A 13030-nucleotide genomic window follows, 5' to 3' on the forward strand; every position below is an offset into this window, starting at 1 on the left:
GGGCTCCGAGCCGACCTGCGCCGCAGGTGACCTAGGCGACTGCCATGCGCGCCCATTTCAGACGTTTGAAGCCGCCATCGTGATGTCCTGAAAGCTGCTAAACAACTCATGGCGCTGCTTAGGCTTGCAACTGCGCTGAGGCAGGGCGCGCAAGACCTGTTCGGATGTATTCCCAGTTTTCTTCCGTCTTCAGTGTTGACAGATCTCACAACTTTTTGTTGAGATCGAAAAACCAAATCAGGACAGTTTCCTTCAGAATAACAAACAGGATTTATGCAGTCGAATGAAAACGGCATGAGCCATTCAGACAAGATCGCAGCGGACAAAACATCACTTGGTTTTGAATATCAGGATTTTGTCTACACTGAGAAGCTAATCGAGCTCAGACCCGGACAAACATTGGGACTCGAGCTTCACGACGACATCCACATTGCAACCGCCGCAGACGATGGGTCTATCAAAGATCTACTTCTCATGCAGGTCAAGCACTCTGTCAACGAGGGGAATATCACTGACCGAGACATTGATCTTTGGAAGACCATCTACAACTGGGTGAAGCTTGTCCCAGGCCTGCCGGCGCACCAGACACTCAGTTTTCAACTGTACACCAACAAAAATCTCAACAACCAGGCGTTCATTCGCATGCTGAAAGCTGCGCGTCAGAACGTTCAAGCAATTATTGATCATATAAGAGACACGGATCGAGAAATTTCCGAGGAAGAATTAAAAAAGAAACCTGGTGCTTCACCAAATCCGATTGCGAAATATGTGAAATCGATCTCACAGACGAGTGATGAAAAGCTCAAATTCATCTTCGAGCGATTTGAATTTTATTCTGATAACTCCTCCGTTATCGCAAGGATCACTTCCGCGCTACGCCAGCTCTCGATCCCCACGTCACGCTTAGACGAGACCAGAAAACATGTGATCGGCGCCTTTAAGGAGTCGAAATTCTCAAAGATTATCAAAGGCGAGAAAGTCATTATCACCTTTGACGATTTTCGGACCGAGATGGGGTTTGACCGGATTGTCAGATCCGCTCGATCCGAACCTGCCGATTTTGATCGGTTTGTAGATATCTACTACAGCTACGTACGGCCGGACACGCTCTCTTTTAGTGGCAGTAATTTCCATGACCAACTGAAAGATATTGGAATTAGCGACGAAGAAGTTGTTGATCGCGGTGTCGAAATGATGCTGGCGGAGCAGTTTATGGAGAATCTTCGGATTGCTGGCTCATTTAGCTCCAGCGAAAATTCAAGGCTTGAGAATACTGCAGTTTCCGACTGGCAACTTCTACATAACCATTCTCATAGAAGTACAAAAGAAGATGATGAGGCGGAACATCGCCAGGCAGCGCAGAGTTGCTATGACCAAACCATGCGCAAACCCTTGAAGTCCGGAAATGTGGAGCTCCCCAGCAATTTGAGCTGCGGTAAATACATCAAGCTCTCCAATCTTCCTCGCATCGGATGGCGTAAGAATTGGAAGAGTAAGTTTAAAAAATGAATCGCTTGTCCCAAAACGAATTGATCGGGACGGTTGCCATCCAAACCGCGCTGGAACATTCAAAGGAATGCCGCTTATCTCTCGCCAAAACAATGCTGGTTTTACCCTTGCTTTTTGATAAGGCCGTTCGTTCGGTCCTGAAAAGAAAAAACAGCGTCGTGTTGAGCAGCAAGGATCTTCTATTTTCCAATCCAACCGCGTTTATTACCGTTCGTGCGAGATACGAGGACCTGACCATCACTTCCTTGAACACCATACTTCTCAGTCAGGAGTTGGGCATGGCGACACTAGAAAACGATTCCCTAGTACTTAAAACGAAAATATTTCTTCAGGATCAGTCCGATATTGGCAGTATTGCATCAGACATCTTGGCGTCTGGCCCCAAGCTTGGAATAATACTCAGCGAAAACTGCGTTGATCTCTATCAGACATTCAGGATCGAGTTGTGAGCAATATTCAGATTTTAAGTGTTGTACTTTGGCAGAAGAACGGCATCAAAAGGTCTCTTGATTTTTTGGAAAATCGCGTAAATGTAATTACCGGAGATGCCGGCAAGGGTAAGTCGTCAGTTCTTTTCATTATAGATTATTGTTTGCTAGCAAGTGAGACGACTGGCATATCGAAGACCAATATTGACTCTAAAGTCGATTGGTATGGCGTCAAATTTTCAGTTGATCGCAAAGAGCTAGTCATAGCACGCCCCTCTGAAAGCAATGGAACCACAGATCAAGCGTATTTCAGCGAGAATGGTGTCGTTCCGCTTCAGCCCGTACTAAATGTGAGGATTGATAACCTCAAAAAAGTTCTCAGCGGTGCGTTTGGCATCGATACCGAGTTAAGGGTACCGTACGGTGGCCAATATATTCAGGCAGGATCAAAGGTTTCCTTCCGAAATTTCCTCGCGTACTGCTACCAGGATCAAAACACGATAGTTGCGCCAGATCACCTCTACATTCGGCCGACTGATGGGCGCTACCAGGAAGCCATCGAACGAACGTTCAGAATGGCCATCGGAGCAGAGAATGTTGACACCGCGCTTTCAAGGAATCGACTCGCCGAATTGGAGCGCAAGAAAGCCGTTCAGACGAGAAAAAATGAGTCTTACCTAAAATCTGCAAATGCATTTTCCGAAGAGGTGCAGTCTCTTTCTAAAGAGGCTTATTCGCTGGGCGTGATCGAGCGAATTCCTGAAACTTATGAAGAAAGTTTCACTGTCCTCCGAGAATTGGTTCAAACACCGGCGAATCCAGTTGGCCACAAACGTGAAGCCGAGAGGATCGAGCGTGAAATCTTCAGTCTGGTTGCGAAGAATCGCCAGTTGCAAGCATTCATCGATGGCAGGCCTGCTTACACCAGTGCTTTGAGAGACACCGAGGACTCGCTTAAGCCTGTGAACGCCTTCAATTCTCAAGTTGAAGACATATTCCCATCTCAACTCGCCAATGAAGTCATTGCTAGGCTGCAGCGCGAGCTTTCCGACATCAAATCTTCATTGCGCAGCCGCAAGAGCTTTCCATTCTTGAACGAAGTCAAAGATATTTACATACGGAACGACGAGAAAATCCGAGAACTCAGAAGGGAATTGTCTTCGATCGAGACAACGCAGTCGATCCGATACAGCCCAAGCGATTACTATCGCTACCTCGGTCGCCTTGAAACAAAACTTGAGGTCTACGGCCAAAGCGAAGAGGGGATCATTCAGACATCGCAAGATGACTTAGACGATTCCATCGCCGACCTGCAACGGATCGTAGATCAGAACGAGGAAAAAAGCACATTGGCTAAGCAGGAGCCGATACCTAGATCGCGCGCAATCCACCGATACCCGCGGCCTTCGGTGATCAGGCCCATTTCGCCACCAACCGGAACCGCCCCCTACCAGACGAGGCCGCGGGCCGTGACTTTCTCGACGCGGGTGACGATGCCGCCTCGATGAAACACCATCGTATCGAAGAGGTTGGACACCACGCAGGTGTGGTTCGGGATGATGAAGAGCTTTTCGCCGATCTGTGGGCGGGGGCCGGTGCAGTTTGCGAGATCGATCACGCCGTGTTCCTCCGAAAGGCTGGTGATCCGCGCCTGGGGATAGCCGACGATCAGGCCGTAATCGCTGAAGCCCTGCAGGTCCGAGGTCAGTGCCTTCGAGCCGGCGTCGATGACGGCGCGGTCGGCGGTCGGGCGGGAGACGACGGTGGCGAGCACGTGCATGGCGCAATCGTTCTCGCTGCAATGGCCCATGCGCACCATCTGGCGGTCGTTGTAGATATAGGTGCCGGCGCGGTGTTCGGTGGCGGATTTGACGAGATGCGCCTCGAACAGGCTCGGCGTTCCGCCATTGCTGACGATCGGGCAGGCGATGCCGTCGGATTGCAGGCGTTGCAGCGTCTCGGCGATGAAGGCTTCGACGGCGGCGGCCGCTTGCGGCTTCGGATAGGTGACGATGCCGCCGAAGGTGAGGCCGTCGGCAGCGTTGATGCGCCTGGCGAGCGAGGCCGCCTCATCCGGCGTCTGCACGCCGCAGCGGCCGCCGCCGGTGTCGCATTCGACCAGCACGGTCAGCGGCTTGTGGCCGGAAAAATGCGCTGCCAGCCCGTCGACCGTCTGTTCGCTGTCGGCGACGACCTTGAGATCAGAAATGCGCTCGTTCAGCCTGGCGAGGCGCTCGAGCTTCTGCTGTCCGAGGATGTTGAAGGTGATGAGGATGTCGTTGAAGCCGGCTTCGGCGAAGACTTCCGCTTCCGTCACCTTCTGGCAGTTGATGCCCTTTGCGCCGGCGGCGACCTGGGCGACGGCAAGCGCCGGGATCTTGTGCGTCTTGATATGCGGGCGGAAGTTCAGCCTGTGCTGATCCATATAGGATTGAACGCGGGCGATGTTGGCGGCCAGCCGGTCTTCGTCGATCACGGGGCGCGGCGTCGAGAGATCGGCGATCCGGTCTCCTGATTTGGCGACGACGGCAAAGCTGCGATCAGGCATTCAGGCGGCTCCGCGTTTTAACCCATGTGGATCGGCCACGATCGGCCATATCGTCTTCGGCGCCCGCCGGTACGGCGTCGTCGCCGGATTATTGGGATAGGGCGTTCCGGCGGAGCAGTAAAGGATTTCCGCGGCAATCTTCGAAAAGGAGGCGAAGAAATGATTGGTGGATTTGATCACCAGGATCTTCTGCTTCTCGGGATCGATGCCCATCACCGAAAACAGGCTCGGGTCGAAGCTCTGGGCGCGCGTCGAATTGAGGATGATGTCGATGCCGTCGAGCACGATATGGGCGGCATCGCCGAACGGTGCCAGGCTCTCGCCGAATTGCATCTCGGCATTCCTCACCAGCCTGACGACCTTGACCGTGCCGTCGATTGGATTGCCGGTGCCGGGCGCCGATTTGGCGCCGAAGCGCAGCGGGATCTCAGCCCCCTCGCCTGCCGCAAAACAGATCTGCACCGCCATCGGATCCCAGATGGTGCCGATCGCAGCACTCCTGACGCCGCGGGCGATCAGCTCCGCGAGGATAACCGTCGCGTCGCCCGCCGTGCCGCCGCCCGGATTGTCCCAGACATCGGCGATGACGACGGGCCATGCGGTGGCGGCCATGGCGCGGGAAACCGCTTCCTTTTCGTCGATCTGCGGCACCATGAAGGTGCCGCGTTTGGAAAAGAGTTCGAGGCCGAGGTCGCGCGCCAGAGCCGCACCCTTCTCCGGCTTGTTGTCGGTGACGACGAGCAGCTTCGTTCCCATTTCGGGAACGTCGCCGACCATGAAGCCGTGGATCACCGAGATCGACAGGATCTCGGGGTCATCCTTCTCGATCCGCATGATCTTGTCGACGAAGGAGCGCATCGGCTCGCGCGAGGTCGGGAAGACGTCGATCATCCGGCAATCGAACACCGACATGACGGGCGTGGCCCGGCCTTCCAGCGTATCGACGGCGATGCGCCAGAGATCCTCGGCGCGGTCGACGAAATCGGTGTGCGGAAATTCCTTGAAATAGACGGCGAAATCCAGCGCGGCGACACGCTTTGCGGTGAGATGGCTGTGCGGATCGAGTTCGGCGCAGATGAGGACATCGGGGCCGACGATCTCGCGCATGCGGGAGAGAAGATCGCCTTCCGTGTCTTCATAACCGGCTGCCACCATGGCGCCGTGCAGGCCCATGACGACGGCATCGACAGGCATGGCTGCCTTGAGCTGGCCAAGGATTTCGTCGCGCAGCTCCTCATAGGTCGTCCGGTTGACGAGGCCCGCCGGATCGGCCCAGGTGGCGGTGCCCTCGATCAGCTCCCAGCCCTTTTCTCTGGTGACGCGCCGGCCGACGGTGATCGGCGCGGTGCAGAGCGTCGGTGTATCAGGATGCTGGCCGGGCGGCGCATAAAGCGAGGCTTCGAATGCGCGACGATCGACGCAGATCGGGGAGAAGGTGTTGGTCTCGGTCGCCAGTGCTGCCGTGAATATGCGCAAGAAAGTGGCCTTCGTGTTGCAGGCCCCGCATCACCCCATCGGGTTCGGCAGGTAGCCGGTGAAACCTGAGATCTTCCAGCGTCCCTGGTGCCGCCTGCAATAATAGAGCGTCTGCCATTGCAGGACATCGCGGGTGCCGTCGGCCTTGGTGATGCCGCCATCGAATTTCTTGCGGACCAGCGCCGTGTCGCCTTCGATCTCGATGTCTTCGAGCGTCGTCGTGGTGAAGATCGCCGTGCGCGGATCTTCTGCGAAGCCCTGCCCGGCGAAATCTCTCGCCTGCCGCAGCCACTCCTCGCGATAGGCGGCGAGCGAGGGAAAGGCGAGCCGCCACTTGTCGGGGTTCACCTCCTTGCGGCCATCGATGCCGATGAAGCCCTCTTCGACGAAGTCATCTTCCACCATCGACCAGTCGGCGGCGAGAAAAGCGTCGATATCGCGCGAAACGAGCATTTCCCAGATCGCCTGCCGGGCGCTGTCCGAGGGAAAAGGGTTCTGAAAAGGATCGCGCATGTGTGCCCCGGATTGAAATTCTTTTCATAAATCACGTTTTTCACTGGTCAAATTCTGCTTTCTATGGTCATTTGTCAACGTATCAAGAAAATAATTTGCAAGGACTTCAGCATGCCCATCAAGCGCTATGGCACGGTTCAAACGGGCGCCGGCGGCAAGACGCTGCCATTCGCGCGTGCGGTCGAAGCCGATGGCTGGCTCTATGTTTCCGGCCAGGTTGCGATGGAAGACGGCGAAATCATCGACGGCAACATCATCGCCCAGACCCACAAGACGATCGCCAATGTGCTGGAGATTCTTAAGGAGGCCGGCTACGGCGTCGAGCATGTCGTGCGCGTCGGCGTCTGGCTCGACGATCCGCGCGACTTCTGGACCTTCAACAAGATCTACCAGGAGTATTTCGGCGAGCATCCGCCGGCACGCGCCTGTGTGCAATCGTCGATGATGGTCGATTGCAAGGTTGAGATCGACTGCGTGGCTTATAAGAAGAAGGACGCGTAGGGAAAAATCGGTGGGAGTCAGTTTGGATATCTTTTCGACATTGCAGGAAGATAAGAGCCGGCTTTCTCCTTCGGAGAACCGCATCGCGGAGATCATCGTCAATGATTTCGAGTTCGCGGTGAATGCCTCGATCATCGAGCTCGCCGAACGCGCCGAGGTTTCGCCGCCGACCGTCACCCGCTTTTGCCGGCGGCTCGGCTGCGAGAGTTTTTCCGATTTCAAGGTGCAGCTCGCCCGCACCGCCCATATCGGCGTGCGTTATCTGAAGCCGGAATCGAAAAGCACCGAACCGGCCGATGTCGCCCAGGATATTATCACCAAGGCGCAGAACGCGCTGTTTCTGCTGCACCGCTCGCTCGATCTTGCGGCGATCGAAGCGGCCGTTGCTCATATCGCCAAGGCCGAGATGATCTATGCCTTCGGCTCGGGCGGCAATTCGTCGATGATCGCCGACGAGCTGCAGAACCGCCTCTTCCGTCTCGGGCTGCGCATCACCGCCAGTTCCGATCACAGCATGCAGCTGATGATGGCGGCCGCGGCCCGGCCGGGCGACGTGCTGATCGGCTCGTCCTTCTCCGGCCGCAATCTGGAGCTGGTGCGCGCCTTCGAGCTTGCCCGCCAGAACAAGGTGAAGACGATCGCGCTGACCCAGACGGACAGCCCCGTCGCCAAGGCCGCCGAAATCGTCGTGCCGATCGACCTGCCCGAAGGCAACAATATCTATCGTCCGACCTCGACGCGCATCGCCTATATCGCGACGGTCGATATTCTCTCGAGCCTGGTCGCTTACGCCGTTCAGCCGAAGGCGACGACCACGCTTCGGCGCATCAAGCAGCAGCTCGTCATCCACCGCGACGGCGACGACCGGCAATTGCTTGGAGACTGAATCCATGAGCGGGAGTGTGGGAAAATGACCCAATCGGCAGCCATCGTCACGGGGGCAGCGGGCGATATCGGCGCGGCGATCGCCGCACGTCTTGCCGAAGATCACGACGTCGTGCTGCTCGCCGATATCGATGCCGCGGCGGCGGCCGCCGTCGCTGCAAAACTCGGGCCGGCCGACCGTTTCGTCGCCGTCGGCTGCGATGTGACCAGCGAGACGAGCATATCGGAACTGGCAAAACGCGCCGCCGATTTCGGCGTGGTGCGGACCCTGGTCAACAATGCCGGTGCGGCGCGGGCGACCAGCCTGCACGACACGACGCCGGAGATCTGGCGGGCGGACAATGCGCTGAATCTCGAGGCTGCCTTCCTGTGTTTCCGCGCCTTCGAGCCGATGCTGAAGGCGTCCAAAGGCTCTGTCGTCAATATCGCCTCGGTCAACGGCATGCAGGTCTTCGGGCACCCGGCCTATAGCGCCGCCAAGGCCGGCCTGCTGCATTTCACCCGGCTGGTCGCGGTGGAATACGGCAAGTTCGGCATCCGCTCGAATGCCGTCGCGCCCGGCACGGTGAAAACGCAGGCCTGGGAGGCGCGCGCCGCCGCCAATCCCAACGTGTTCGAGGAGGCGCGCCGGTGGTATCCGCTGCAACGTGTCGTCGATCCCCGCGATGTCGCCAATGCCGTGGGCTTCCTGGCCGGTCCGCTCGCAGCCGCCATATCAGGGGTCTGCCTGCCGGTCGATTGCGGGCTGACGGCAGGCCAGGCCGAACTGGCGCGAACTTTCTCCCAGTCAGAGCATTATTGATCAGCCGCTCCGATCTTCGAGCGCACAGACAGCATGACAGACCTTCAGGACTGCCCGCCGCGGCCGCGCCCGCGAATCTTCCCATTCGATTGATGATCCGATGAGCCGCTTCTTTCCCGACGTCTTCCGCAATCCGGCGATCCGCGCCAGCATGATCGCCATTTTCACCTTCGGCATGGCGGGGGCGATGACCGCGCCCTATCGGTCGATCGTCGGCATTCGCGAACTGGGCCTGAGCGACGGGCTCTATTCCTTCCTCGCCTTTGCCTCGGCGGCGGTGAATGTGGTGATCAGCGTCCTGCTCGGCAATCTTGCCGACCGGCTCGGCGAATACCGTTCGGCGATGATCGGCGCCTGTCTGTTCGGCATTTTCGGCTACGGCATCGTCTATGCCTTTCCGAGCGCGGCGACCTTCATCGTCAGCGCGCTGCTGCCGCTGCCGATCTACGGGGCGCTGAATTCGCTGCTGTTTGCCAATGCGCGCGCGGCGATGCAGGGCATGAGCCGCAGCGACATGGTGACGGCCAACTCCGGCGTGCGCGCGATGATCTCGCTCTCCTGGGTGCTGATCCCCGGCATCACGGGTCTTGTGCTCTCGGGTGCATCGAGCATGCTGCCGGCCTATCTCTTTGCCAGCCTCTCCTGTGTGCTCTGCCAGGGCATCATCCTCTTCGCTCTTCCGAAGCGCGCCGGAGCGATGTTGGCGGAGGTTCGCCGTCTCACCTATTTCGAAGCGCTCCGCCAGGTGGTGTCGCCGCGGATTTCGGCGCATATCGCAGGCGTGGCGCTGATCACCAGCACGCTGCATCTGAACGACGCCCTGCTGCCGTTGATCGCCACGGGCGCGGCGCATGGCCGCCTCAGCGATGTCGGCATTCTCGTCGGCATCGTCGCAGCGCTGGAGATCATCTTTATCATCGTCTGGTCGCGGATCGCCCGGAAGACCGGCCAGATGACGGCGCTGGCCGCCGGGACCATCATCTACGCGCTGTTTCTCGGCCTGCTCGGCTTTGCCTCCGCTCCATGGCATCTCTATGCGCTGACCCTGCTTGCCGGTATCGGTGCTGCGGCGATCATCAGCATTCCGATCACCTACCTGCAGGATCTCATTGGCGACCGGCCAGGGCTCGGCAGCGCGCTGATCTCCGTCAATGTCTTTGCGAGTGCGGGCATCGGTGCGCTGGTCTTCGCCGTCGGCACCTGGGCGAGCAATTATTCCGGAACCGCCATTCTGAGCGCAGTCACCGGCCTGTCTGGGATCACGATCCTCGGCCTGCTGCAGCGGCGCAATGCCGTTGCGCCCGCCGACGCCGGGGTTCAATAGGCGGTACGAAGAATGGAGCTTTCATCGCCACCCGTCTTGTGACAAGGGTGGTGAGGCTTATCCTCTGAAGGCGACATGAAGGCGATTTCCGGCACGAATCTCGAGCAGGCCAAGTCTCACAATCGGCGGGTGGTGATCGAGTTGATCCGCACGCACGGCTCCCTGTCGCGGGCGGCGATCGCCCGAATGACGGCGCTGACGCCGCAGACGGTGTCGAATATCGTCGAGGAGCTGGAGAGGTCGCATCTGCTCGTCGCCGCCGAGGCGCAGAAGCTGGCGCGCGGCCAGCCGATCATCCCCTATTCCATCAATCCGGCCGGCGCCTATTCGATCGGTCTCGAGCTCGGCCGCCAGCGGGCGAGCGGCGTGCTGACCGATCTCTCCGGCGCCGTCTGCGCGCGCATCGAGCGCCAGGTCGAACACCCCGATCCGCAGCGGGCGATGCCGGTCCTCCAGTCGATCGTCGAGCATCTCAGGCAGGCCTTCGCCTTCGATCAGCAGCGGCTGCTCGGCGTCGGCATCGCCCTGCCCGGCCGTTATGCCGAGGGCGGCACCACCTCTCTCAGCCCCCAGAGCCTGCCCGGCTGGCAGGGATTCCCCGTCGGCCACGAGCTGGAACAGCGGCTCAATGCGCCGGTGCTGGTCGAGAACGATGCGACGGCGGCGGCGATCGGCGAGCGCCTGCACGGTGTTGCCCGCGGCCTCGCCAGCTTCGTCTACCTGTTTCTGGCCGGCGGCGGCGGCATCGGCGCCGGCATGTTCCTCGACGGCCATCTCTACAAGGGCAGCCGCAACAATGCCGGCGAAATCGGCCATATCATCGTCGAGCCGCATGGCAGGCTCTGCAGCTGCGGCAAACGCGGCTGCCTCGATCGTTATGTCTCGCCGTCGGTCGCCTACGACTTCATGGGCATCGCCGATGCAGGGGAGCTATCGTCCGACGCGCTCGACGCGCTGATCGAAAGGGGCAGCGACGGTCTGGAGACCTGGCTCGACCAAGCCGTCCAGCCGCTGCGGCAGACCGTCGATTTCCTCGAGCTCGCTTTCGATCCTCAGACCATCGTGCTCGGCGGCAGCCTGCCGACCTCGCTGATGCGCCGGCTTGCCGAGCGGCTGGAGCCGCTGCACGAGCCGATCGACCCCGGCCGGCAGCGGACGGTGCCGCGCGTGATGATCGGCATGACCGGCAAGGATACCGCCATCCTCGGCGCCGCCGCCCTGCCGATCTTTTCCGAAACCAATCCACGCTTCGACGTGCTGCAGAAGCCGGTCGGCTAAACGGTCAAGGGGTATTGTGGTCTAGTGAAAGTATTTCCGAAGGAAAATCATGTAAATTATCATCGGGGAAGAGGCGATGGTGGTTATTATAAGACGTTTACGCCTGAGTGATAGATACTCTGCGGCAATCTCGGGCGGACAATCGGGGTGGCCATAGGCGATTCCCGTGAAAATAGTTCCGGCGTGGTAAGTTATATTCCCTATCCGGGCAGCGCGTGCTGCGAGCATTTCGTTACGCACATAAAAGTATGCGATCAGCACGCAGATGATGACAACATCAATTCCCAGCGTGACGCGGATCGCAAAGTTGATTTCGCCGTGCGTCATTCCTTGCCCTAGCCCTTGGAAAAATCGCCCACATATACTCGCAGCATCTCGCGATTTTTTCCTCGCGCAAGTGGAATGAGCGTTCTCCTCTGCTTCCCCTTCTACGACATTGAAGGTGGTTAACGGATCGTATGACCCAAGTGTCCTCCGAGCTCCTTTGAAGCGTTTCCGTGGCTTGGGCGATGGCCTCGTCCAGTCGGTTTCGGAAAGCCCTGAGATCCGCGGGAATACGACGGTCGAAGACGTCGCGATCCATCTGAAAGACCGCGACGCTGCCCGTCCTTCAGCTGCGTGCCGGCAAGCTCGCATCTGGTTGCGGCGACCGCCGCGCGAGAGGTCGTGCAAAGATGACCACGTTCCCGAGTAGCGTCAGCGCCAGGCCGATCAGGCCGAGGCCGCTCCAGTGATAGCCCTCGAAGACCGTCGACAGCGACAGGGCGACGATCGGGAACAGCACGGTGGCGTAGGCCGCGCGTGAGGAGCCGATGCGCGACACCAGCATGAGATAGGTGGTGAAACCGATCACCGATCCGATCGCCGAGAGATAGAGCAGCGCGGCAAGATAGGTTATGCCGGGTGGTGCCACGATCGGCGTCCGCGTCACGGCAATCAGCACGAGGAGGATGATCGCGCCATAGGTCATGCCCCAGGCATTTGCGGTCAGCGGCGAGATGCCGGCCGCGCTGTTGCGGCGCGATGCCATGTTGCCGAGCGAGAAGAACAGCGTGCCGAGCGCTGCGAGCCCAATCCCTTTCAGCGTGCCCATATCGAAATCGACGACAACGTCCTCTCCGAACAGCAGGAGAAGGCCGGTCGCGCCGAGCGCCGCTGCGAAGAGCGTGCGGCCGGTAATGCGGTCGCCGAAGAAGAGGCGCGCATTGACGGCATTGTAGATCGTCGCGAGCGAGAAGATCACCGAGATCAGCCCAGAAGGAATCGAGCCGGCGGCATTGTAGAAACAGATGAAATTGAGGCTGAACAGGCAGAGCGCTTGCGCCAGGATGAAGGGTTGATCGCGCAAGGCAGGAAGCTTGAGCCGGCGCATGGCAGCCAGGATGGCGACGAAGATCACCGCTGCGAGCGCAAATCTGTAAAAGACCGAGACCAGCACCGGCACGGGACCGACCTGCATCGCAATGGCGATCCAGGTCGTCCCCCAGATGAGAACGGTCGCAATGAAAAGAACGGCATTTGCCATGGAGGTATCCTCGTTTTCTCCACCAATAGGCAAACCGTGAGCGGGTCTCTTGCAGATTCTTGCTATGAAATCGATGTGCCCGGACTTCCCTCTCGCCATCTCAGCGGTCGCCCCGTATTATTCTGAGCGCGTGGCCAGCTGTGAGAAAGAATGAGTGAACGATAGCCGCCTCTCGGTTTTTAGGTTTTTGTCCGCCTCTCCCACTGCGCGGATGTCACAGTCGATCGATCTGGGTTTCGGG

General features: G+C 58.7%; 13 protein-coding genes. 8 read left to right on the top strand and 5 right to left on the bottom strand.

Going from position 1 to position 13030, the window contains the following annotated elements; all coding sequences use genetic code 11:
- The first annotated feature begins 294 nt into the window (after positions 1 to 294).
- The 3 genes from AMK00_RS26640 to AMK00_RS26650 are packed head-to-tail and all read left to right on the top strand — an operon-like array spanning position 295 to position 3445.
- Positions 295 to 1509 carry a hypothetical protein gene (locus AMK00_RS26640; protein ID WP_123876256.1) on the top strand — a complete coding sequence of 405 codons (1215 nt, stop codon included), beginning with the start codon at positions 295 to 297 and terminating at the stop codon, positions 1507 to 1509.
- The gene (locus AMK00_RS26645; RefSeq protein WP_064812258.1) at positions 1506 to 1958 is read left to right on the top strand and encodes a three component ABC system middle component; all 453 of its coding nucleotides are present in this window, start codon (positions 1506 to 1508) and stop codon (positions 1956 to 1958) included. The genes AMK00_RS26640 and AMK00_RS26645 overlap by 4 nt, the downstream gene beginning before the upstream one ends.
- Positions 1955 to 3445, top strand: coding sequence for a DUF3732 domain-containing protein (locus AMK00_RS26650; protein ID WP_189637646.1), 1491 nt, complete (start codon positions 1955 to 1957; stop codon positions 3443 to 3445). The genes AMK00_RS26645 and AMK00_RS26650 overlap by 4 nt, the downstream gene beginning before the upstream one ends.
- Here AMK00_RS26650 and AMK00_RS26655 read toward each other — a convergent pair.
- The 3 genes from AMK00_RS26655 to AMK00_RS26665 are packed head-to-tail and all read right to left on the bottom strand — an operon-like array spanning position 3385 to position 6474.
- Positions 3385 to 4485 carry a D-TA family PLP-dependent enzyme gene (locus AMK00_RS26655; protein WP_064812259.1) on the bottom strand — a complete coding sequence of 367 codons (1101 nt, stop codon included), beginning with the start codon at positions 4483 to 4485 and terminating at the stop codon, positions 3385 to 3387. The two genes, AMK00_RS26650 and AMK00_RS26655, sit on opposite strands and share 61 nt — an antisense overlap.
- Positions 4486 to 5961, bottom strand: a complete 1476-nt coding sequence (locus AMK00_RS26660; protein ID WP_064812260.1) for a M81 family metallopeptidase — start codon at positions 5959 to 5961, stop codon at positions 4486 to 4488.
- A 30-nt stretch (positions 5962 to 5991) separates the two neighbouring features.
- The gene (locus tag AMK00_RS26665) at positions 5992 to 6474 is read right to left on the bottom strand and encodes a hypothetical protein (protein ID WP_064812261.1); all 483 of its coding nucleotides are present in this window, start codon (positions 6472 to 6474) and stop codon (positions 5992 to 5994) included.
- A 111-nt stretch (positions 6475 to 6585) separates the two neighbouring features.
- Here AMK00_RS26665 and AMK00_RS26670 point away from each other — a divergent pair, with 111 nt between their 5' ends.
- From AMK00_RS26670 to AMK00_RS26690, 5 genes are all read left to right on the top strand, one after another.
- On the top strand, positions 6586 to 6975 hold the full coding sequence (locus tag AMK00_RS26670) for a RidA family protein (RefSeq protein WP_012490676.1): 390 nt from the start codon (positions 6586 to 6588) through the stop codon (positions 6973 to 6975).
- Between the two features lie 22 nt (positions 6976 to 6997).
- Positions 6998 to 7861, top strand: coding sequence for a MurR/RpiR family transcriptional regulator (locus AMK00_RS26675; RefSeq protein WP_012490677.1), 864 nt, complete (start codon positions 6998 to 7000; stop codon positions 7859 to 7861).
- Positions 7862 to 7885: 24 nt separating this feature from the next.
- Positions 7886 to 8662: an SDR family oxidoreductase gene (locus tag AMK00_RS26680; RefSeq protein WP_064812262.1), complete on the top strand. Its 777-nt coding sequence runs from the start codon at positions 7886 to 7888 to the stop codon at positions 8660 to 8662.
- Positions 8663 to 8762: 100 nt separating this feature from the next.
- Positions 8763 to 9986, top strand: coding sequence for an MFS transporter (locus AMK00_RS26685; RefSeq protein WP_064812263.1), 1224 nt, complete (start codon positions 8763 to 8765; stop codon positions 9984 to 9986).
- A gap of 75 nt (positions 9987 to 10061) precedes the next feature.
- Positions 10062 to 11264, top strand: a complete 1203-nt coding sequence (locus tag AMK00_RS26690) for an ROK family transcriptional regulator (protein WP_064812264.1) — start codon at positions 10062 to 10064, stop codon at positions 11262 to 11264.
- 21 nt (positions 11265 to 11285) lie between these two features.
- On the opposite strand, the gene AMK00_RS26695 is transcribed toward AMK00_RS26690, so the two are convergent.
- Together AMK00_RS26695 and AMK00_RS26700 are read right to left on the bottom strand one after the other, a co-directional pair.
- Positions 11286 to 11591 (bottom strand): hypothetical protein, encoded by a 306-nt coding sequence (locus AMK00_RS26695; RefSeq protein ID WP_064812265.1) that lies wholly within the window; start codon positions 11589 to 11591, stop codon positions 11286 to 11288.
- A 283-nt stretch (positions 11592 to 11874) separates the two neighbouring features.
- The gene (locus AMK00_RS26700) at positions 11875 to 12789 is read right to left on the bottom strand and encodes a DMT family transporter (protein ID WP_064812266.1); all 915 of its coding nucleotides are present in this window, start codon (positions 12787 to 12789) and stop codon (positions 11875 to 11877) included.
- Between the last annotated feature and the right edge of the window lie 241 nt (positions 12790 to 13030).

This window comes from Rhizobium sp. N621 (assembly GCF_001664325.1).
GTDB classification, from domain to species: domain Bacteria; phylum Pseudomonadota; class Alphaproteobacteria; order Rhizobiales; family Rhizobiaceae; genus Rhizobium; species Rhizobium esperanzae.